A 20,522-nucleotide genomic window follows, 5' to 3' on the forward strand; every position below is an offset into this window, starting at 1 on the left:
TCGAACATTCGTCCTTGCCTCTTTTTGACTAAGAGGAGGAAACAGACATGAAGACATGGGTAGCACTGGCGGTCGGGACCGGTTTATTGCTGAGTGGTCAAGCGGTCGACGCAAAGGCAGACAAAAAAGAAACGAAGTGGAAGCTCGTCTGGTCGGATGAGTTTCAGGCAAAACAACTCGACCGGACGAAATGGACCTATGATACGGGGAACTGGATTAAGGATGCGAACGGCCAACCTGTCTCACCGGGTTGGGGCAACAACGAAAAACAATACTATACGACGAAGCAGGACAACTCGTTTATTCGTAACGGGAAACTCGTCATCAAAGCGAAGCGGGAAAAGACGACGGATGATCTCGGTACATACGATTACACGTCGGCGAAGCTGAAGACGAAAGGATTGTTCAGTAAGACGTACGGTCGTTATGAAATCAAAGCGAAGCTCCCGACCGGAAAAGGGCTTTGGCCGGCGTTCTGGATGTTACCGGAGCAAGATAAGTACGGGGCGTGGGCAGCGTCCGGTGAGATTGATGTGATGGAAGCTTGGGGCAGTCAGCCGGACAAGGTCGCCGGAACGATTCACTACGGGGAAAACTGGCCAAACAATAAATATACGGGGAAAGATTATCACTTCCCAGACGGACAACGGATCGATCAATGGCATACGTACGCAGTCGAATGGGAGCCGGGTGAACTCCGCTGGTATGTCGACGGTAACCTCTATCAAACACAAAACGATTGGTACAGCAAAGGTTTGAACGCAGCAACGAACTATAGTTATCCGGCACCGTTCGACCAAAACTTCTATCTCGTCATGAACCTCGCGGTTGGCGGTTGGTTTGACGGAGAAGTCGATGCGACGACGAAGTTCCCAGCCGAGATGGAAGTCGACTACGTCCGGGTCTATGATTTAAAAAACCGAGCGTACCGTGAACCGGTCGAACCGACCTACGAAAACGTGACGTTACCGGACGGAGCCAAACAACCGATCGAGGGCAATCTCGTCTATGATGCAGCCTTTGAAAAACCGGTCACGATGATCACCGGGAATCAGTCGTTTGATCCGCTGTACTGGAACTACGTCACGCTCCCAGACTTTGGTGGCAAGGGAAGTCTTGCGATCATCGAAAAAGAGGGGCAACGGATGGCAGACGTCACGATTGATCAGCCAGGTTCACAAACGTATTCTCATCAACTGATTCAAAACGTATCCCTTGCGCAAGGTGGGCGTTACCAAGTCAGCTTTGACGCGAGCAGCGCAGCAGACCGGAAGATGATGGTCAAAGTCGGCGGCGGAGCAGAGCGTGGCTACACGAAATATTCGAATGAACAGTCGATTGCTCTGACACCAAGCGTCAAACGGCATACGTTCACGTTCGATATGGCGGCAGAGACGGACCTCGCAGCGCGTCTGGAGTTCAACCTCGGACTTGAGAAAGCCAACGTTCAGATCGGGAACGTCCGTGTCGAGCAGATTCCACGCGGTGTCATCGATGAAGATGCAACAAAACCGGCACTCCCGGACGGGAACCTCGTCTATAACGGGACGTTCGATCAAGGGGCGATGGATCGTTTGACGTATTGGCACTTCAACGGTAGCAAGCAGACGACAGGGTCTGTTGATCCCGAGTCACGTGATTTCCGTTATGAAGGGCATGGTCAAAAAACGACGGCGCACTTAACACAAAAGGGGCTTCAACTGGAAGCTGGGCATGCGTATCAGCTTCGATTCACGGCAGGTGCGAAAAAAGCGAAATCACTTCAGGTGAAAATCACTGGGGCACAAGAGCAATTGAAACAGACGACTGTACCGTTGACGAAACAAGCAACGACTGTTGACATTCCGTTCACAGCTACACAAACGGCAGACGACAACCAGCTTGTGTTTGACTTCAGTGGACAAGCCGGAAAAATCTCGCTCGATTATGTGGAGTTGATTGATGTGACACCAGTGCCGGTCGATCCGTCACCACTGAAGAACGGTTCGTTCACAAACGGATTGACGTCGTGGTCGTCATACGTCCACTATGATGCGCAAGCCGCTATCGAAGCTGTCAATGAAGCAGCACGCATTCAAATCGGAGCGGAAGGACAAGAACCATGGAGTGTCTTGCTCGAGCAAGGGAACTTGTCGCTCGCGAAAGACAAAACATATGAATTGAGTTTCACTGCATCGTCGACCGTACCGCGTCCAATCGAAGTGACAGTCGAAAATGCTTCCTACACGCGTTACTTCAGTCAAGTCGAGCCGATCACGACAACGCCGAAGACGTACAGCTACACCTTCACGACGGGACAAGCCGATACAGGTGCGTTGAAGTTCTTAATGGGACGCGCGGAAGGTTCGCCATTCGCCGCGCATGACGTGACGATTGATGATGTGAATCTTAAAGTGAAGGAATGACTAAGGCAAGGTAATGGACGCGTCCATTACCTTGTTGTTGTGTCATCAGCTTAAACAAAAAAGCCGAACTATTTTTCGTGATGAAAAAGGAATAAAACCCATCATATGGAATATACAACGTAGAAGTGACATCTATTCGTTTTCAGAGGAGGAAACGTCATGCGTCAGAGGTACATACCGTATCGGCTCATCTTCATCGTAGGTTTACTTGGCATGATCGGTATCAATGGATGGTCCGCCATGCTCCATCCGGACGGCACGATTAACGGCTGGCAAAGCATCGCCTCCGTCGTCTGGCTTGTCGGTTTAGTCGGGTCGCTATTCTATATCAAAGAAGATAAAGCGCTTCGACTTATAGTCTGGTATATCCGGATTGGTCTCGTTGCGGCGTTATTCATTTACGGCGTTTCGTTACTTGAAGGCGCGTTTTCTGAGACGATTTGGTTTGATGGACTGGCAAGTGTTCAGTTCGTGTTCTATTTCGTCTTTGTCGTCCCATTGTTTGGACTAAATGCCTGGACGGATGTCCTGTTTGGTGAGTTTTCGTTATACATGAGTGTCCTGTACGGTATTGCCTTGATCACGCTCCACGTAAAGGTCTGGAATGATACATCACGGCATTTGCATTATTAAGTAGAAAAGGTGAGTTGTATGTTGAGTCCCGTGAATGAGCGTGAAGAACGGACGGGGAAACGTGAACGCCGAAAACAACGAAAAATCGATGTGGGATGCGTCACGATCGTCGTCATCCCATTGCTGTTCATCGTTCCGTTTCTATTGATCATCCTTATCTTAATGAAGTCTGCTCCATGAAAAGGTGACCTTGCGTCACCTTTTTTTGTTGTGTCGTCAACTTTTTTCTCGACTCGCCCGTCTTAATGATGTATACACAGAACGATATCGAAAAAAGGAGCCGCGGCCTATGACCTCTCGCCAAATGAGAAAACGGGAAAAAGCATTCGTCCGTTTTTTAAAGCAATACAAACCGAATCTCTACTGGTTAGCCTACAGTTATATGAAAAATGAACAGGATAGTCTGGATGTCATTCAGGACAGCATCCAAAAAGCGTTACAGTCGCTTGATCGACTCGAGGATGAGGAACGGATGAAAGCCTGGTTCTATCAGATTTTGACACGAACAGCGATTGATGCAATCCGGAAGCGTCAGCATAGTATCAGTTACGACACGGATCGACTGATCGAACTCGTCGCGACGAAAGAAGATACATACCCGGATTCCGATTTACGACAGGCGCTTGAGGAGCTACCGGTCATGTACCGGGAAGTCGTCATCTTACACTATTTCGAGGACTTGATCTTAAAAGACGTCGCGACGATTTTAGAGCTGAATTTAAGTACGACCAAGTCCCGGCTGTATAAAGGATTGACCTTACTGAAAATGAAATTGAATGGAGATGATTTAGATGTCGAACAAACTTGATGATCTGAAACAGGCATACCAACAACCACCGGTTCCAAAAGAACTCGATGAAATGATTGCCCGATTCGAGCACCGGACGCGTCCTTCGCGGACGAAGCGATCCGTATTGATTACAGCCGCCGCCATCACGTTATTCGTTGGCGGATTAAATAGTAATGCGTCGTTTGCGGACGCTATGGCGAAGGTGCCAGTCTTCGGTCAACTGACTGAGATCGTGACGATTGACTGGAAAGAGACGAAGACACAGCAGTCGGCTGATATTAAAGCTCCTCAAGTGACGTTACCGGACAAGGCACTCGAGCAACAATTGAACGAAAAGTATATCGCGGAAGGACAAGCGCTCTACGAAAAGTTCAAACAGGAGACGAACGGACAGGAAGGGGCATTTGCCGTCGATAGCCGCTACGACGTCAAGACGGATACGGACGACTTGTTGTCGATCGGGCGGACTGTCACTGAAACACGGGCAAGTGCAGCGGAAAGCGTCCAGTACGATACGATCGATAAGAAGCAACAGCTTATCCTGACGTTACCATCCTTGTTCAAGGATGACGGATATATCACGACGATCAGTGATTATCTAAAAGAAGAGATGCGTTGTCAAATGAAAGCAGATGAAGGAAAGGTCTACTTTGTCGAAGGAACATCAGATGTGCCAGAGGACGAGCAGTTCAAGCACATTTCAGCGAAGCAAAACTTCTATATTACGGCAGACCACAAATTAGTCCTGTCGTTTGATGAATACAGCATCGCTCCAGGATATATGGGCATCGTTGAATTTAAGATCCCGACATCGATCTTAAAAGATGACCTCGTCAGTTCGACCTATATTCGTTGATCGTCAGATTTTAAAAAACATTGACGTAAAAATGAAAAAAGGAAACAATTTCTAAAAATGACCTCTTATAATCAAAAGACGAATCGTTGTTTTTTGAAAAAAGGAGGAATCCCTATGAAAAAATGGAGTCGGCTCGTACTCGCGGGTGTCGTCAGTCTCGCCTTGATCCATGTTCCAGCAGCCGGTGAAGCGGCAACGAAAGCAAAAGCCTTTAAAAACTGTACGGAAATGCAAAAGAAGTATAAAGGCGGCGTCGCGAAAAAAGCGGGACTGAAGAATCGGACCGGGTATGACAAGAATGGAAAACCGATTTACAAAGCAACAAAGTACAAAGCATACGTGAGCCTTGCGACGTATAACTTAAACACGAAAAGCGACCGGGATAAAGACGGCATCGCGTGTGAACGTTAAATAAGCAAAAGTAGTCTTTCTCGAGCGGGAGAAAGACTACTTTTTTGTAGATGTTGTTTTTTGTAGATGTTGGTTGTTCCTTTCAATTATGTAATCCTTAGAAAGTATTATGTATGGTAGTGTTGTAGCGACGAAAGACGACAAATACGTGTTGAGTAGGAGGACTACGATGCGAAAACGAGATTATCTAATTTTTTTCATTCTATTTTTTATTTTGAACCTTATTAATTTCTTAGGATCACTAGGTATGCAGGATATTTTAGCGATTGTAGTCGTCGCCCTGATCGAAGCAGCTATAGCTGGAACGATTACGAATCTGTTCACCCGTATCTTTTTTAAGAAAAGTTGAGACGGATTGAAGTAGCACCCTAAATCAGATCGATACATAAAAAATAACCTGACGCTGTGGCGTCAGGTTATTTTTGCTTAGTTGAAGTTTTGCTTTAGGAACGCTGTAACTTCTTCTGGTGTTTTAGCATTTGCACTGTGCAAATGCGCCAGTTTTTCATTGTTTTTGAAGACGAGCAAGCTTGGGATTCCCATGACATCATGGTTCGATGCGATTTCAGGGAACTCATCCTTGTCGATCGTGTGGATTGGTAAGTGGTCGAATTGTGACTCGACGTCCGGCATGAAGTAATCCATCCGTTTGCAGTCGGGGCACCAGTCTGCTTCGAACTTGATGATGACCGGTGCATCACTTGAAATCAATTCCTTGAATGTTTCTTCACTCTTAATGAATTCTGCCATTGTGAGAACTCCTCCTCTTGGTGTTGTACCTTTAGTCTACCGATTCCCTTCAGAACTTGCACGAATTATGTTCGTCAAAGAGTCTGACAAGTCAAAAAAGTTGGTTGCTCTTTAAGATAATGCTACCGATTTTCTTTAAAAGAGCCACATAACTTAATTAAATTCGGTTTGGTATAGGGAAACATTATTGCGTTTTTGTTAATTACCTAGTTAGAAACAAAATGATTTCTCTAGACCCACTCGATTTCCGACTGGTACGATGAGGTTTGCTAATCGCAGAGAAAGTGGGGGCGACGAGAATGGAACAACAAAAATACGATAATCTAAAACGCGGTGAACGCGGTGCGATGATCAGTATCGCAGCCTATATCTTGTTATCATCTTTAAAATTAATCATTGGTTATACAGCAGATTCTGCCGCACTCCGGGCGGACGGTTTGAACAACGCGACCGACATTATTGCGTCGATCGCCGTCTTGATCGGCTTACGGATTTCGCAACGTCCGGCAGATGACGATCACAAATACGGACACTGGAAAAGTGAGACGATTGCCTCGCTCGTAGCTTCCTTCATCATGATGGCAGTCGGTCTTCAAGTCTTGATCGATACAATCTCGACATTGTTCGAAGGCAAACAGGAGTCACCTGATATCCTCGCGGCATACGTCGGAATCGGTTCAGCCCTCGTGATGTACTTCGTCTACCGCTACAATAAGAAGTTATCCGAGGAGATTGAAAGCAAAGCCGTCATGGCAGCGGCGAAAGATAATCTATCCGATGCTTGGGTCAGTGTCGGGACGACGATCGGGATCGTCGGATCACAGTTCGGCATGCCATGGCTCGATGTCGTGACCGCGATCATCGTCGGCTTCTTGATCTGTAAGACAGCGTGGGACATCTTTACGGAAGCGTCACACGAACTGACGGATGGCTTCGATGAGAAGAAGCTGAAGATGTATGAAGATGTCATTTTCGATCTCGAAGGTGTCAAAGGCATCAAATCAATCAAAGGACGTAATTACGGCAACAATGAAGTCGTTGATGTCGTCATCCTCGTCAACTCAACTTTGAACATCCATCAGGCACACGATATTGCGACACGTGTTGAGGATACACTGACGGAAGAATACGGTGTCTATGATATCCATGTTCACGTCGAACCCGAATGAATTCAAAAACGTCTTTTCTACGCTGACTGTAGAAAAGACGTTTTTTTTATGGTTCTAATGCGATCGTCAGAGCCAGTGCCCCGTACTGTTGCTCGGCTTCCGGTGAATAGATCGCATAGGTTGACGTCACGAGTTCGTCGAGCGACCAACCGACACAGTCGATGGATTCTCGTGATACGTGTTCATACAGTGCTTGAAAATCTTGAAATGTCTCCCGTTTTGTCACGTGGACGAGTAGTGTCTCACTCGTTTCCGTATGCGTGAACTGAATCTGATCACCGACTTGTACTTGTTGACGTTTCGGATCATTGAGTCGAATTTCGACCGTTTTCAGCCGTTGTTCGATCGAACGAAACGGTACTTCGTATAACCCCATCTCATGTCTCATCTGTCTCCACTCCTTCTCTACAAAAGCATAGCAAAACTATGTGATTTTTCACATTGCCTTTTCGTTGACAACTAGAAATAATCGGCGTAATTTAATTCATATAAGTAATTGTTCCTTTTGGAACGATTTGAAATGGAACAAGGAGGCGAAACAGGATGGAGCAAACGGAAACAGTTCGTTCAACGGCAATGATGCAGTCGTTTTGGAACGTGCAACGGCATCTCGTCCGAGCAGCACACCAGACGGCACAGGAAAACGGACTCAGTTTACCGCAATTTCATAGCTTGATGACGATTGCGCCACGTGGACCGATCTCGCAAAAAGCGCTGGCGACACATACGCATTTACCAAAGAGCACATTGAGTCAGTCGATCGAAGGTTTAGTGCAGTCCGGTTGGGTCATTCGGGAGACGAATCCTGAGAATCGACGAGAAGTCGTCCTATCGCTCAGTGATCAGGGACAACAATTCGTGACGGAGATTCAAGAACAAGAGAAGGGGATGCAACGTCAACTCGAACAGGTCCTTGAGACGATTGATCAAGAGGTGTTCGACCAGATGCTTGCGACGCATGCTCAGATTGCGGAAGGCATCGGACGTATCTTACAGCCAGAAATGAAAGGAGGATGCTCGGATGATTAAGTTACTCAAACGGTTGACGGTGTATAAATGGGCAGTACTCGCGGTACTCGTCTTGGTTTTCGCACAGTCGATGTCTGATCTCTATTTGCCAACACTGATGGCAGACATCATTGACAAAGGGGTCGTCACCGGCGATACCGCCTACATTTGGAAGATTGGTGCCGTCATGCTCGGAATTACCGGTATCGGGGCGTTAGCCGCAGTTGCCGCTAGTTATTATTCGTCGAAGGCATCGATGGGACTCGGGCGGGATATTCGCCGTCAAGTCTTCAATCATGTCGAACGGTTTTCCCTGCAAGAGTTTGACCAAGTCGGAACGGCGTCACTGATTACCCGGACGACGAACGATATCACGCAAGTCCAACAAGTCGTCATCATGATGTTACGGATGGTCGTCAGTGCCCCGATCATGTTCATCGGTGGATTGATCATGGCCGTTTCAAAAGACGCCAAACTTTCGCTTGTCATTGTCGCAGCGATGCCGGTACTTGTGATTTCGATTCTATTGATTCTGTGGAAAGGGGTTCCGTTGTTCGGGAAGGTCCAAAAACGACTTGATCGCTTGAACCTCGTCCTGCGGGAAAACCTGACCGGGATTCGTGTCATCCGTGCCTTTAACCGGGAACGCGATGAACAGGTTCGATTAACGAAAGCAAACGCAGATTTGACAGAAGTCTCGATCAAGGTCAATAAAATCATGGCGTTCTTGATGCCAGTGATGATGCTCGTCATGAACTTGACGGTCGTCGGTGTCATTTGGTTCGGGGGCATCCGGATCGATAATGGTGGTATGCAGATTGGGGACTTGATGGCATTCATTCAGTACGTCATGCAAATCATGTTCGCGCTCGTCATGGCGTCTGTCATGTTCGTAATGATTCCGCGAGCAGCTGTCTCGGCGAAACGGATCAATGAAGTTCTCGAGATGACACCAACGATGACAGATGAAGGTACACAAACAGCTAACCGTGAAAAAGGAACGCTCGTCTTTGATCGTGTCACGTTCCGTTATCCAGGTGCTGAGACACCTGTCTTATCCGACATCAGCTTTGCGGCACGACCAGGTGAAGTGACGGCTGTAATTGGTGGAACGGGTTCCGGTAAATCAACGCTCGTCAATTTGATTCCTCGTTTTTATGACGTGACGGAAGGGAGCATCCGCGTCAACGGTGTCGATAGCCAGGAAGTACCGCAAGAGGAACTGCGGTCGAAAATCGGCTTCGTTCCCCAAAAGGCGTTACTGTTCACGGGTACAATCGCAGAAAACATTCGCTTTGGGAAAGAAGATGCGACAGACGAAGAGGTCGCGCATGCAGCGCAAATCGCGCAAGCGACCGATTTCATCGAACGGATGCCGGACGGTTACGATGCGCGGATCGAACAAGGCGGATCAAACGTCTCCGGTGGACAAAAACAACGGTTGTCGATTGCTCGGGCCCTCGTTCGTCGACCAGATTTATATGTCTTTGATGACAGTTTTTCAGCGCTCGATTTCAAGACTGATGCGGCACTTCGGAAAGCTTTGCGGGAAGAAACACGCGAGGCAACCGTCTTGATCGTCGCTCAGCGTGTTAGCACCGTCATTGATGCCGATCAAATCATCGTCCTAGATGAAGGGAAAGTCGCTGGAATCGGGACGCATGATGAATTGTTTGCTGACAATGCCGTCTATCAGGAAATCGTTAAGTCACAACTATCAGAGGAGGAAATCGCATGAGTGAGAAAAAACGACCTGCCGGCGGTCCTCCGCCTGGTGGTCCCGGTGGCGGAAATATGATGATGCTCGGAGAAAAACCAAAGGATTTCAAAGCAACGTTCCGTCGTCTGCTTCGGTATCTGCGTCCGCGTCGGACGGCACTCGTTGGTGTTTTCCTTGCAGCTATCCTCAGTACGGTCTTCATGATTGCCGGTCCGAAAATCATGGGAACAGCGATCACGGAATTGTTTGAAGGGGCATATGCGAAGTTCCAAGGTGTGCCGGGAGCGGCAATCGACTTCACGAAAATCGGACAGATCCTGCTCTGGCTCGCTGGACTGTATATCATCAGTAGTCTGTTCAATTACTTGCAACAGTATTTGATGTCAGGTATCGCTCAAAAAACGGTCTATGATTTACGCGAGGACGTTAATCATAAACTCGAACGCCTGCCGTTGAAATACTACGATGGTCGTCCGAACGGGGAGACACTCAGCCGTGTGACGAATGATATCGATACGATTGGGAGTACGTTGCAACAAAGTGTGACATCATTCATCACCTCAATCGTGACAATCGTCGGGATTCTGATCATGATGTTGACGATTAGTCCGCTGTTAACACTGATTTCACTCGTCTCGTTGCCGGTCTCAATTTTTGCGATCCGTCCGATTTTGAAACGATCCCAAAAATACTTTGCCGATCAACAGCGGACACTTGGACAATTGAACGGACACGTCGAAGAGATGTATACCGGACACTCGGTCGTCAAGGCGTTCGGACATGAACGTAAAGCGGTCGAGCAGTTTGATGCCGTCAACGAAGAGTTGTATGAAGCAGGACGTAAAGCACAGTTCATCTCCGGGATCATCATGCCGATGATGATGTTCATCGGGAATATCAGTTACGTCCTGATCAGTATCGTCGGCGGGATTCTCGTTACGCAACGGGCGATCTCGATCGGGGATATTCAAGCGTTCATCACCTATACACGGCAGTTCACGCAACCGATCACACAAACGGCGAACATCGCGAACATCGTCCAATCGACGGTCGCAGCAGCGGAACGTGTCTTTGAATTACTGGACGAAGAAGAAGAGATCAAGGAAGTGACGACACACCGTCTCGCGCAAGCTGAAGGGGCGGTCGCGTTCGAACATGTTGATTTTGGTTACGGAAATGATCTCTTGATCGAGGACATGAACATCGATGTCGCACCGGGACAAACGGTCGCAATCGTTGGACCGACGGGTGCCGGTAAGACGACGATGATCAATCTATTAATGCGCTTTTATGAGTTGAACGGGGGAACGATCCGGATTGACGGTATCGATACCCGCGAGATGTCACGCGAAGACTTACGGACGACGTTCGGTATGGTCTTACAAGATACGTGGCTCTTCAACGGTACGATCCGAGATAACCTTGCTTACGGTAAAAGTGGAGCAACCGAGGAGGAAATCATCGCGGCAGCCAAAACAGCACACGCCGATCACTTCATCCGAACGTTGCCGGACGGGTATGATACCGTCTTGAACGAGGAAGCCTCGAACATCTCGCAAGGTCAGAAACAGTTGTTAACGATCGCGCGGGCCGTTCTTGCCGATCCGCCGATCATGATTCTCGATGAAGCGACCTCTAGTGTGGATACACGGACGGAAGTCTTCATCCAGCAAGCGATGCGTCGCTTGATGGAAGGACGGACAAGTTTCGTCATTGCCCATCGTCTCTCGACAATCAAGGATGCCGATATGATTCTCGTCATGAATCAAGGGCGTGTCATCGAGCAGGGCACACATGAAGAATTACTCGAGGCAGATGGTTTTTATGCGGATCTGTACAACAGTCAATTCTCTGAAAAGGAAGTCGTTTAAGTTAGGGCAGTGTCGTCTTTTAGACGATGCTGCTTTTTTTGTGTGCATTTTTCTTGAACTCATATACGGTAGGGGGTATATTGAATTCAACAACTTAACAGCCGAGAGGCATTTACTAGGAGGAATCTTGATGAAACAGATGACGACAGAACAATTACAGCAGGTGTTAACCGAAAGTGCCATCCAATTGATTGATGTTCGTGAAACCGATGAGTATGAAAGCGGACATATCGCTGAAGCTAAAAACGTTCCGTTATCCGAATTTACAGAACGGACGGATGAACTCGACGCGTCACGTCCGGTCCATATCATCTGCCTATCTGGTGGTCGCAGCATGAATGCAGCGATGTATCTCGAACAAGCAGGATTCGACGTGACGAATGTCGGCGGCGGTATGATGAGCTACGAAGGAACAATCGTTTAATACACTAGAGGGGGTATATACAATGTTATTACGATATTTTTATGATGAAAAATTAGCGCAGGCGTCATACATGGTCGGGTGTCAAATGACAGGAGAAGCGATCGTAATCGATCCTGCCCGGAATATTACACCGTATCTAAAGGTGGCAGAAAAAGAAGGGTTCCGGATCACCGCTACGGCGGAAACGCATATTCACGCGGATTTCGTCTCGGGAACACAGGAGTTTGCCAAACGATACGACACGACGGCTTATCTGTCAGATGAAGGAGACGACAACTGGAAGTATCAATTCGTCTCGGATATTCACCATGTCCTTGTTAAAGACGGTGACCGGTTCAAAGTCGGAAATGTGACGCTTGAAGTCATGCGCACACCAGGGCATACGCCAGAACATATCTCCTTCTTATTATTCGACCGAAATCAACAAGTACCGATGGGCATCTTCACAGGCGATTTCGTCTTCGTCGGTGATATCGGTCGTCCCGATTTACTTGAAGAAGCTGCTGGTATCAAAGGAACGACAGCCGTTGGAGCGAAGCAGATGTTTGCTTCGTTAAAACGTTTCAAGGCGTTACCTGATTTTGTCCAAGTTTGGCCGGGACATGGTGCCGGCAGTGCTTGTGGGAAAGCGCTCGGTGCAGTTCCGACATCGACGGTCGGATATGAAAAAGCGACGAACTGGGCATTGCAAGTCGAGGATGAGACTGCGTTCATCAAAGAATTGACGACGGATCAACCAGAACCACCGAACTATTTCGCGATGATGAAACGCGTGAATAAAGAAGGCATCGCCTTGACGACTAAAATTCCAGAACTCGTGACGAACGAGGATCCAACAGCGTGGACGTCTTCGATGCAGATCGTCGATACGCGAGATGGTCAGTCGTTCCGGGATGGACATATTCCAGGAACTATCAATATTCTGTATGATGATAAGTTCGTCACTTGGGCTGGTTGGTTACTCGATTTTGACCATGATATCGCGATTCTGTCGACGCCAGAGCAACGCAAAACCATTCAACGAGATCTCCAATCGATTGGACTCGATCGCGTCACCCACTGGGCAGATCATCAGGCGGTACCAGGATCGATGTTAACGGAACGTTATGAGGACTGGGCAGCAGAAGAAGCGCTAGCAGCTGCAGAGCGAGAAGAAGTCTACGTCCTCGACGTCCGGAATAAAACAGAGTGGGACAGTCAACATTACGATCAAGCACAACGCATTCTCTTAGGAAAATTAGTAGCGCGTCAGGATGAACTGCCAACGGATCGACCGCTTGCTGTTCACTGTGCATCTGGCGTTCGTTCCCGGATGGCGGTTAGTGTATTACAGTCACTCGGATTCAAGGATGTCATTAATATTGACGGTGGATATGCAGCGATGCGCACGGTTTTGAACCAACAAACATCATGATACGACGGACTGGGTGGCAGCATATGCCATCCAGTTTTTTGTATTGAAAACAAGAAACGCCACATTCTGGTACGAACACGGGTTTAATAAATCCTTTACCTGGGGAAATTAAAGAAGTGTCAGAAATATATAAATTTATTTAGGTGAAGGAGTGTGGCAGGATGAATAACATTTGGAATGGAACGTCGTTGAACTTAAACGGCATTCTCGGATCACTCGGCAACTTGCTTGGAGCGATCATCGTCTTTTTGATTGGCTGGCTCATTGCCAAGCTGATTGCGAACGGAATTCAAAAAGCGTTAGAGAAGTCTGGGGTCGTCAACAAGTTGGCACCTCAAAAAGAAGGTACACCACCAAAGAAGAAGAAGTGGACACCTGAAAAAATCATCGGGACCGTCGTCTTTTGGGTTCTCATGGTGTTTGTTCTCATCTTGGTCTTCAACATCCTTGATCTGAACATCATTGCTGGACCACTCGCAGATACGATGAGTACATTACTCGCGGCAATCCCGAACATCTTGAAAGCAGCACTTATCCTTCTCTTGGCGTACGTCATCGCGGTCGTTCTTCGTATGATCATTGTCAAAGCAGGAACGAAGCTGATGGCGAACGATAAAGTACGTTCGAACAAGATGCTTCAAGGTCAGACGGACTTATCGTCTTACCCGAAAATCGCGGGAGAAATTGTCTTCTATCTCGTTTTACTTCTGTTCCTACCGGGTGTCCTCGATGCGTTGAACATTGAGAGTGTCTCTCAGCCGTTCAGCCAATTGTTATCGTCATTCCTTGGATTTATTCCACGCTTGATTGCGGCGGCAGCCATCTTCTTCGTCGGCTTCCTCGTAGCGAAAATCGTCCGCGATATCGTGACGAATTTCCTTCATGCTGTTGGAACAGATAAATTCGCAGCTCGCTTCAACCTTGGGTCAACGGATCAAAAAGATGCGAAATCACTTTCGTCGATTCTCGGAACAGTCGTCTTCATCTTGATTCTGATTCCAATCACGATTTCAGCACTTGATCAATTGAATATTAAAGGAATCACAGGACCAGCGATCAACATGTTGAACGATGTCCTCGGTATGATTCCAAACATCATCGTCGGTATCGTTCTGATTCTTGTCGGTCTTTATGTCGGACGTTTCATCAAGAAATTCGTTACGGATCTCTTATCACGTCTTGGTTTCAACAACCTGACACGTCACTTGAAAATCGGTACGTGGGATGCAAACCAAGCTTCTACATCACCAGCTTCCATCGTTGGTACACTCGTTGAGATCGTCATCGTCGTTCTCTTCGTCGTCGAAGCCTTCAACTTGATTGGTCTTGACTTCATGGTCGACCTCGGTCGTGCCGTCCTTGCGTTCTTACCGAGCGTCTTGACAGCGATCATCATTCTCGCAATCGGGATCATCGTCAGCAACCTCGTCAAACGTACGATGGACAGCTTGTTCGGCAACTCTGAACTAAAAGTCCTCTCAAGCGTTGCGAAGTATGCGATTCTTGCACTTGCTGTCTTCATGGCACTTGATCAACTTGGTGTTGCTGATACGATCGTCAACTCAGCCTTCATCTTGATCCTTGGGGCACTTGCACTTGCATTCGGTCTTGCCTTTGGTCTTGGTGGACGTGATAATGCGTCGCGTTACCTCGATCGTTTGCAAAAGAAAGCAGAGAACACGGAAGTCGACACATCGAACCTTCCAAGTAAGTCAGCATCGACTTCATCATCACCGAGCTTAAAAGATGCAGCAAAAGGTGCAGCTTCACAAGCAGCTGATGATGTTACACCAGATCGTGCACCACGTTCAGCGCGTTCATCTTCAACGGATGAGACGACACATGGTACACCAAAAGGTGCATTGCCAGAAAACGATTTAGCACAACAAGATGATTACCCGATCGACCCAGATGATCATAAAGGTCCTAACCTTGATCATCCAAACGATCGCCCATAATGTAATGATAAAAAAACCTTTCCTTTGTTCTGAAGGAAAGGTTTTTTTACGTTTATGCATAAAAGCGTTATCGCATTTCACAAAAGTGGTTTGACCACTTTGTGAAAAAATACAAAAAAAAAGACTTATCGAACCTGACATCGTTTGTTATGATTAGAAAGTCAATTCACTCAATGATTTGAATATTCAGAAAAAAGAGAAAAGTTCGGAGGATGAAACATGAGTTTGCTTCGCAAGAAAGATGTCAGTGTCATGATGGACATGAAACAACATTCAAAACTGGCACGACATTTATCAGGGTTTGATCTTATTTTACTTGGAATCGGTGCCATCATCGGAACCGGAATTTTCGTTCTGACAGGAACGGGCGCTCTTTACGCAGGACCTGCTTTACCGATCTCATTCATTATTTCTGCCATTGTCTGTGCATTAGCAGCCCTCTGTTATGCCGAATTCTCGTCGATGATTCCTGTCTCAGGTAGTGTATATACGTATACATATGCCACGATTGGCGAAGTCATTGCCTGGATCATCGGCTGGTGTCTCATTTTGGAATACGGACTTGCTTCGAGTGCGGTTGCAACCGGCTGGTCAGGTTACTTCCAGTCACTTTTAGCGGGCTTTGGATTACATTTGCCAACAGCTTTGACGGCTGCTCCAGGTGCTGTACCAGGAAGCGAGACGTTCTTCAACTTACCAGCGTTCTTGATTCTGATGATCATCACGCTCTTGCTTTCACTTGGTATTAAAGAAACAAAACGCGTCAACAATATCATGGTACTCGTCAAAGTCGCTGTCGTCGTCCTGTTCATCGTCGTCGGGATCTGGTACATCGAACCGGGCAACTACAAACCGTTTGCGCCATTCGGTATGAGCGGTGTCTTACAGGCTTCAGCAATTGCTTTCTTTGCTTACCTCGGATTTGATGCCGTCACATCAGCAGCAGAAGAAGTCAAAAATCCGGGACGTAACTTACCGGTTGGGATCTTAGGATCACTTGCGATCGTTACTGTTCTGTATGTCATCGTCTCTGCCATCATGGTCGGGATTGTTCCGTTTAAACAGTTTGAAGGCGTCGATAGTCCGGTATCTCTTGCCTTAAAAGTCGCAGGTCAAGACTGGGTCGCTGGATTCGTCGATTTGGGTGCTATCGTTGGTATGACGACGGTCATCCTCGTCATGACATTTGGTCTCGTCCGTCTCTTGTTCGCGATGAGCCGTGACGGATTATTACCGAAAGTCTTCTCAGACGTCAATGAAAAGTCACACACACCAGTTAAAGCAACATGGATTCTCGGAACGACTGCTGGTTTAATCGCTGGATTCGTGCCACTCGGTACACTTGCTGAATTGATCAACATTGGAACACTGGCAGCCTTCTCGCTCATCTCAATCGCGGTCATCGTCCTACGCCGGACGCGTCCCGATTTGAAGCGCGCCTTTAAGGTTCCGTTCGTCCCAGTCTTACCGATCTTGTCAGTCCTTGCTTGTATCATGCTCATGTTCAACTTACAACCATTCACGTGGATTGCCTTCTTTATCTGGACAGCCATTGGATTACTGTTGTACTTCGGATATGGACGCAAGCGTTCGAAACTTCATCAATGAATCGACTAACACCCTTGGTGACAAGGGTGTTTTTGTATGCAGGAAATTAGGCGAACGAAAGCGAAACAGCTCAGTGGAAAAGGAGGTTTTTCGATGATTCATATTCAACGCGCACCTGACGTAAAGACAGCTTACAAAGCGATGCAGGATGGATTCCAAGATTATTTGATTCCACTGCACTTATCGGAAGCAGAATTCCAAGAGCGCATCATCGAACGAGATGGGAATCAATTGGAGCATTCATTCGTTGCCTATCATGGAGAAATACCGGTCGGTCTCTGGCTGAACGGTTGGAAGGAGATCGAGGGTCAACGCATCATGCGGTGTGGAGGACTGGGGATTTCAGCCCAGTATCGACGACTAGGCATCGCTAAAGCTTTGTATCAAGCACAACTGAGCCATGCTAAAGAAATCGGAATGGATGGTCTGATGCTTGAAGTCATTCAAGGGAACGATCCGGCAATTCGCTTGTATGAATCGCTTCACTACACGATCGTTGGAGAAATCGGTTATTTTCATTTAACGGATGAACGCGAAGAAGCTGCTCTGCCGACGATCGAAGAAGTGGAGTTTTTAAAACAATACCATGGACAAGGGGAATACATCTGGCAGCAAGATCCTCATGTCATGCAGCAATTACAAACGGATTATTATCAATTAGAAGAAAGTGTAGTGGCAATAGCCGGATCATCACTCTTGTCAGTTGTCGGTCCCGCAGAACACAAAGCAAGACATGCGACAGAAGTCGTCCGTCGTTTACCAGGCACGACCTATCATTATCAATCAACAGATGTGCGGGTGTGGGAAGCATTACGTTCTGGAGGATGGACTCAGCGGGATTTGAAACAATATATCATGCGTCAGTCGCTATAAACAAAAACCGCTGCTATTCATTTAGCGGCGGTTTTTGTAGTCTTCAATCATTCGAGCGTGAGAACCCACTAAGTGATCCGGTAAGTCGTCGAGCGGAACGAACTGGAGCTTGATACTTTCATCACTTTGTTTTAACATTCCAATCGGATGTTCACCGATGTAGGCGAGGGTGACGCTTTGAAAGACGTCTCCGTTCGCTAACGTCGTCACGTATTGCGGACCGGAGTAGACATCGAGTAACGTTAATCGTTCCACTTGTAAGCCGGTTTCTTCTTCGAGTTCCCGACGAGCGGTCTCTTCCGGTGATTCCGCCCATTCCATCAATCCTCCGGGCAAACCGAAGCGGGCTTGGGCTTCGTTGCGTTGTTCGAGCAAAATGTGCTCGTTCTGAACGACGAGGACGACGGAACCGACGAGAATGACTGGGTCATGACCGATTTTTTGACGTAACTGTTCGACATAATTCATTTCAAGGCTCCTTGGTGAAACGGACAGCCGGTCACAGGTGCCGTCTGTGTAGATTTTGGAAAGAAGTTCGGTCGTTTGATCTCCGGATCATAGTCCTTATGGAACATATGCGTCGTTGCCCCACTCATCGGAGGCACGAGCCAGGACCATTCCCCTGTGACATCGCGACCGCATGATGCTTCGTTTTTTTCAAAACGAGCGAATTGTTTCGCAGCCGTATGGTGATCGACGATCGTCACACCGGCACGTTCAAACGATTCGAGTACGGCAACGTTCAATTCGACGAGCGCCCGGTCTTTCCAGAGCGAACGTTCACGCGAGGTGTTCAGACCGAGTTGAGTCGCAACGAGCGGCAAGAGATCGTAACGATCCGTATCAGCGAGGTTACGAGCACCAATCTCCGTTCCCATATACCATCCGTTGAATGGGGCACACGGATAGACGATGCCACCGATCTCGAGCTGCATATCGACAATCATCGGTACGGCGTACCAGCGGACTTCGCGACCACCAAACAAATCATAGTCAGGATGCGTGATGGTGACTTCAAGCACGAGCTCGTCAGGAATCGGATGCAGGCTGACTTGTCCATCGAGTTCGATCAACAGGGGCAGGATATCAAACGGTGTATGCGCTCCGGTCCAACTAAGTGCTTCACATTGGCGCGTCAGGTCGATGGAAGCCGGATCGCCGATGACTCCTGTTGCTGTCTCATAACCTGCATAACGAATCAGTTGGTGATTATGAAGCCGGACACGTGCCGGATGGAAAATCGTGATCGTCGAGCGAATCCGTCCTTCGTTCGTCGCGAACCGGATATGCTCAAATAACGCGTCGCGGACCGCTTCGACGGTCAACGCATCCCGTGCGTCAAAGACATGGAGTTGTTCCCAAAAGAGACGTCCGACACATCGGTTACTATTGCGCCAAGCAAGCTTGGCACCGAACGCCAGCTCGGAAGTCGTTTGCTCGTATGTTCCCGTCTTCTCGATGGAACGAATGACTTCTTGCTGACGTCCGGACATTTCAGGGTATTGCTCTATATAAGAAGTAAAGAAGCGTTCTGCTTCTGTTTGAATGAGTGGGTACACGAATCGAAATCCTTTCTGAAAAACAAGCACGATACATTCTCTGTTCTTAGTGTACCTCGCAAGGAAACGAAGCGCCAAACTTGAATGATGTATAAGGTTTTTATAAGTTCAAAAGACTTCCAAAAGTTTAAAGGAAGTACGAAATGGGGGATAGTGTAGAGAATTAGTTGAAAGTGAGGAAATATGTATGTCTTTAATCAAACCTGTATTTGCCCGTTTTTTTGGCGAAGCCTTTTTTGATAAATCGGCTCAGCTCGCCTATTATCTGATGTTGTCCTTATTCCCGTTCTTATTATTTGTAGTTGGCATCGTCTCGTTCTTACCGTTTACGTCGGATAACGTGCTGGACTTAATTCGACCATTTGCTCCAGCAGAAACGTACGACTTGATTCAGCGGAACGTCGTCGGAATCTTTGATCAGGGTGGTTTCAAGCTTGCCTCAATCAGTTTCCTTGCCGCCTTTTGGCTCGCTTCAATGTCGGTCCAGTCGCTTGTCCGCTCGCTAAACGATGCGCTCGAAGTGACACGAAAAGCGCCATTCTGGCGCGGACTGTTGCAAGACTTCGCCTTTACGATCGGGATGATGATCATCCTTCCGATTTCATTGATTGTTCCGATTTCAGAAAAGTTAACACGACGTTTCATCAATCACTTTGCAATCGTCGCTGATTTCGTGACGAACTATTCGTGGATCTGGTTCTTATTCCGTTGGGGACTCGGGACGTTGTTCTTACTTGTCTTTTTCATCTTATTGTATCGGATCTTACCGAGTGTCCGACTAACGGTTCGTCAGGTACTCCCTGGAGCCATTTTTGCAACGATTGCCTGGCAAGTCGTCTCGGAATTTTTCTCCTATTACGCTGAGTTCGGTAGTTACGATCGTCTTTACGGTCAGCTTGCCGGAATCATCGTCTTGATGACATGGTTCTATTTGTCCGCTGTCGTCCTGATGTTAGGGGGATTGATGAATGCGGAACGGATGCGTCAGAAAAAAGAGGCAAAAATCATGAAACCACAAAAAATCAAAGAAGAAAGCGTGCGTTAATCATTGGGCACGCAAAAAAGCAGCTGAC

General features: G+C 47.6%; 21 protein-coding genes. 17 read left to right on the forward strand and 4 right to left on the reverse strand.

The window, feature by feature from the left end; all coding sequences use genetic code 11:
- The first annotated feature begins 47 nt into the window (after positions 1 to 47).
- From L985_RS01995 to L985_RS02020, 7 genes are all read left to right on the forward strand, one after another.
- Entirely contained in the window at positions 48 to 2,405 is a 2,358-nt protein-coding gene (locus L985_RS01995) for a carbohydrate binding domain-containing protein (protein WP_047391703.1), read from the forward strand.
- A 159-nt stretch (positions 2,406 to 2,564) separates the two neighbouring features.
- On the forward strand, positions 2,565 to 3,038 hold the full coding sequence (locus L985_RS02000; protein ID WP_047391700.1) for a hypothetical protein: 474 nt from the start codon (positions 2,565 to 2,567) through the stop codon (positions 3,036 to 3,038).
- A 30-nt stretch (positions 3,039 to 3,068) separates the two neighbouring features.
- Positions 3,069 to 3,218 (forward strand): DUF4519 domain-containing protein, encoded by a 150-nt coding sequence (locus L985_RS16845; protein ID WP_158513330.1) that lies wholly within the window; start codon positions 3,069 to 3,071, stop codon positions 3,216 to 3,218.
- Between the two features lie 124 nt (positions 3,219 to 3,342).
- Positions 3,343 to 3,846, forward strand: a complete 504-nt coding sequence (locus L985_RS02005; protein WP_047392144.1) for an RNA polymerase sigma factor SigV — start codon at positions 3,343 to 3,345, stop codon at positions 3,844 to 3,846.
- The gene (locus L985_RS02010; protein ID WP_047391697.1) at positions 3,830 to 4,684 is read left to right on the forward strand and encodes an anti-sigma-V factor RsiV; all 855 of its coding nucleotides are present in this window, start codon (positions 3,830 to 3,832) and stop codon (positions 4,682 to 4,684) included. Before L985_RS02005 ends, L985_RS02010 begins: the two co-directional genes overlap by 17 nt.
- A 114-nt stretch (positions 4,685 to 4,798) precedes the next feature.
- Positions 4,799 to 5,095 (forward strand): excalibur calcium-binding domain-containing protein, encoded by a 297-nt coding sequence (locus L985_RS02015; RefSeq protein WP_047391694.1) that lies wholly within the window; start codon positions 4,799 to 4,801, stop codon positions 5,093 to 5,095.
- 169 nt (positions 5,096 to 5,264) lie between these two features.
- Complete coding sequence (locus L985_RS02020; RefSeq protein WP_023466922.1) at positions 5,265 to 5,444, forward strand: hypothetical protein; 180 nt, start codon at positions 5,265 to 5,267, stop codon at positions 5,442 to 5,444.
- A gap of 77 nt (positions 5,445 to 5,521) precedes the next feature.
- Here the strand turns inward: L985_RS02020 and L985_RS02025 are convergent, their stop codons facing one another.
- On the reverse strand, positions 5,522 to 5,845 hold the full coding sequence (locus tag L985_RS02025; RefSeq protein WP_023466923.1) for a thioredoxin family protein: 324 nt from the start codon (positions 5,843 to 5,845) through the stop codon (positions 5,522 to 5,524).
- Positions 5,846 to 6,144: 299 nt separating this feature from the next.
- Between L985_RS02025 and L985_RS02030 the strand changes: the two genes are divergently transcribed.
- On the forward strand, positions 6,145 to 7,014 hold the full coding sequence (locus L985_RS02030; protein WP_023466924.1) for a cation diffusion facilitator family transporter: 870 nt from the start codon (positions 6,145 to 6,147) through the stop codon (positions 7,012 to 7,014).
- 46 nt (positions 7,015 to 7,060) lie between these two features.
- Here L985_RS02030 and L985_RS02035 read toward each other — a convergent pair whose 3' ends face one another.
- On the reverse strand, positions 7,061 to 7,402 hold the full coding sequence (locus L985_RS02035; protein WP_047391688.1) for an ASCH domain-containing protein: 342 nt from the start codon (positions 7,400 to 7,402) through the stop codon (positions 7,061 to 7,063).
- 155 nt (positions 7,403 to 7,557) lie between these two features.
- Between L985_RS02035 and L985_RS02040 the strand changes: the two genes are divergently transcribed.
- The 8 genes from L985_RS02040 to L985_RS02075 all read left to right on the forward strand — a co-directional run bounded on the left by L985_RS02040 (position 7,558) and on the right by L985_RS02075 (position 17,890).
- The gene (locus tag L985_RS02040; protein WP_047391683.1) at positions 7,558 to 8,043 is read left to right on the forward strand and encodes a MarR family winged helix-turn-helix transcriptional regulator; all 486 of its coding nucleotides are present in this window, start codon (positions 7,558 to 7,560) and stop codon (positions 8,041 to 8,043) included.
- Complete coding sequence (locus L985_RS02045; RefSeq protein WP_047391680.1) at positions 8,036 to 9,760, forward strand: ABC transporter ATP-binding protein; 1,725 nt, start codon at positions 8,036 to 8,038, stop codon at positions 9,758 to 9,760. The genes L985_RS02040 and L985_RS02045 overlap by 8 nt, the downstream gene beginning before the upstream one ends.
- Positions 9,757 to 11,613 carry an ABC transporter ATP-binding protein gene (locus L985_RS02050; protein ID WP_047391677.1) on the forward strand — a complete coding sequence of 619 codons (1,857 nt, stop codon included), beginning with the start codon at positions 9,757 to 9,759 and terminating at the stop codon, positions 11,611 to 11,613. Before L985_RS02045 ends, L985_RS02050 begins: the two co-directional genes overlap by 4 nt.
- Before the next feature lie 130 nt (positions 11,614 to 11,743).
- The gene (locus L985_RS02055) at positions 11,744 to 12,037 is read left to right on the forward strand and encodes a rhodanese-like domain-containing protein (protein WP_047391671.1); all 294 of its coding nucleotides are present in this window, start codon (positions 11,744 to 11,746) and stop codon (positions 12,035 to 12,037) included.
- 22 nt (positions 12,038 to 12,059) lie between these two features.
- A complete protein-coding gene (locus L985_RS02060; protein ID WP_047391667.1) occupies positions 12,060 to 13,451 on the forward strand; it encodes an MBL fold metallo-hydrolase in 1,392 nt (463 codons plus the stop codon).
- A gap of 161 nt (positions 13,452 to 13,612) precedes the next feature.
- Positions 13,613 to 15,409: a mechanosensitive ion channel gene (locus tag L985_RS02065; protein WP_047391660.1), complete on the forward strand. Its 1,797-nt coding sequence runs from the start codon at positions 13,613 to 13,615 to the stop codon at positions 15,407 to 15,409.
- 219 nt (positions 15,410 to 15,628) lie between these two features.
- Entirely contained in the window at positions 15,629 to 17,017 is a 1,389-nt protein-coding gene (locus L985_RS02070; protein ID WP_047391657.1) for a branched-chain amino acid transporter BcaP, read from the forward strand.
- Between the two features lie 93 nt (positions 17,018 to 17,110).
- Positions 17,111 to 17,890: a GNAT family N-acetyltransferase gene (locus L985_RS02075; RefSeq protein ID WP_052169397.1), complete on the forward strand. Its 780-nt coding sequence runs from the start codon at positions 17,111 to 17,113 to the stop codon at positions 17,888 to 17,890.
- A 21-nt stretch (positions 17,891 to 17,911) separates the two neighbouring features.
- Here L985_RS02075 and L985_RS02080 read toward each other — a convergent pair whose 3' ends face one another.
- Both L985_RS02080 and L985_RS02085 read right to left on the reverse strand, forming a co-directional pair.
- Positions 17,912 to 18,358 (reverse strand): NUDIX hydrolase, encoded by a 447-nt coding sequence (locus L985_RS02080; protein WP_029343307.1) that lies wholly within the window; start codon positions 18,356 to 18,358, stop codon positions 17,912 to 17,914.
- Positions 18,355 to 19,449 (reverse strand): nitric oxide synthase oxygenase, encoded by a 1,095-nt coding sequence (locus L985_RS02085; RefSeq protein ID WP_047391652.1) that lies wholly within the window; start codon positions 19,447 to 19,449, stop codon positions 18,355 to 18,357. Before L985_RS02085 ends, L985_RS02080 begins: the two co-directional genes overlap by 4 nt.
- A 187-nt stretch (positions 19,450 to 19,636) precedes the next feature.
- Between L985_RS02085 and L985_RS02090 the strand changes: the two genes are divergently transcribed.
- Entirely contained in the window at positions 19,637 to 20,494 is an 858-nt protein-coding gene (locus L985_RS02090) for a YihY/virulence factor BrkB family protein (protein ID WP_023466934.1), read from the forward strand.
- Positions 20,495 to 20,522: the final 28 nt, after the last annotated feature.

It is taken from the genome of Exiguobacterium sp. ZWU0009 (assembly GCF_000798935.2).
GTDB lineage: Bacteria > Bacillota > Bacilli > Exiguobacteriales > Exiguobacteriaceae > Exiguobacterium_A > Exiguobacterium_A acetylicum.

Bases quoted from the DNA above. Each gene is read 5' to 3' on its own strand.
- L985_RS01995 (WP_047391703.1), top strand. From the start codon at position 48: ATGAAGACATGGGTAGCACTGGCGGTCGGGACCGGTTTATTGCTGAGT.
- L985_RS02000 (WP_047391700.1), top strand. From the start codon at position 2,565: ATGCGTCAGAGGTACATACCGTATCGGCTCATCTTCATCGTAGGTTTA.
- L985_RS02005 (WP_047392144.1), top strand. From the start codon at position 3,343: ATGAGAAAACGGGAAAAAGCATTCGTCCGTTTTTTAAAGCAATACAAA.
- L985_RS02010 (WP_047391697.1), top strand. From the start codon at position 3,830: ATGTCGAACAAACTTGATGATCTGAAACAGGCATACCAACAACCACCG.
- L985_RS02015 (WP_047391694.1), top strand. From the start codon at position 4,799: ATGAAAAAATGGAGTCGGCTCGTACTCGCGGGTGTCGTCAGTCTCGCC.
- L985_RS02020 (WP_023466922.1), top strand. From the start codon at position 5,265: ATGCGAAAACGAGATTATCTAATTTTTTTCATTCTATTTTTTATTTTG.
- L985_RS02025 (WP_023466923.1), bottom strand. From the start codon at position 5,845: ATGGCAGAATTCATTAAGAGTGAAGAAACATTCAAGGAATTGATTTCA.
- L985_RS02030 (WP_023466924.1), top strand. From the start codon at position 6,145: ATGGAACAACAAAAATACGATAATCTAAAACGCGGTGAACGCGGTGCG.
- L985_RS02035 (WP_047391688.1), bottom strand. From the start codon at position 7,402: ATGAGACATGAGATGGGGTTATACGAAGTACCGTTTCGTTCGATCGAA.
- L985_RS02040 (WP_047391683.1), top strand. From the start codon at position 7,558: ATGGAGCAAACGGAAACAGTTCGTTCAACGGCAATGATGCAGTCGTTT.
- L985_RS02045 (WP_047391680.1), top strand. From the start codon at position 8,036: ATGATTAAGTTACTCAAACGGTTGACGGTGTATAAATGGGCAGTACTC.
- L985_RS02050 (WP_047391677.1), top strand. From the start codon at position 9,757: ATGAGTGAGAAAAAACGACCTGCCGGCGGTCCTCCGCCTGGTGGTCCC.
- L985_RS02055 (WP_047391671.1), top strand. From the start codon at position 11,744: ATGAAACAGATGACGACAGAACAATTACAGCAGGTGTTAACCGAAAGT.
- L985_RS02060 (WP_047391667.1), top strand. From the start codon at position 12,060: ATGTTATTACGATATTTTTATGATGAAAAATTAGCGCAGGCGTCATAC.
- L985_RS02065 (WP_047391660.1), top strand. From the start codon at position 13,613: ATGAATAACATTTGGAATGGAACGTCGTTGAACTTAAACGGCATTCTC.
- L985_RS02070 (WP_047391657.1), top strand. From the start codon at position 15,629: ATGAGTTTGCTTCGCAAGAAAGATGTCAGTGTCATGATGGACATGAAA.
- L985_RS02075 (WP_052169397.1), top strand. From the start codon at position 17,111: ATGATTCATATTCAACGCGCACCTGACGTAAAGACAGCTTACAAAGCG.
- L985_RS02080 (WP_029343307.1), bottom strand. From the start codon at position 18,358: ATGAATTATGTCGAACAGTTACGTCAAAAAATCGGTCATGACCCAGTC.
- L985_RS02090 (WP_023466934.1), top strand. From the start codon at position 19,637: ATGTCTTTAATCAAACCTGTATTTGCCCGTTTTTTTGGCGAAGCCTTT.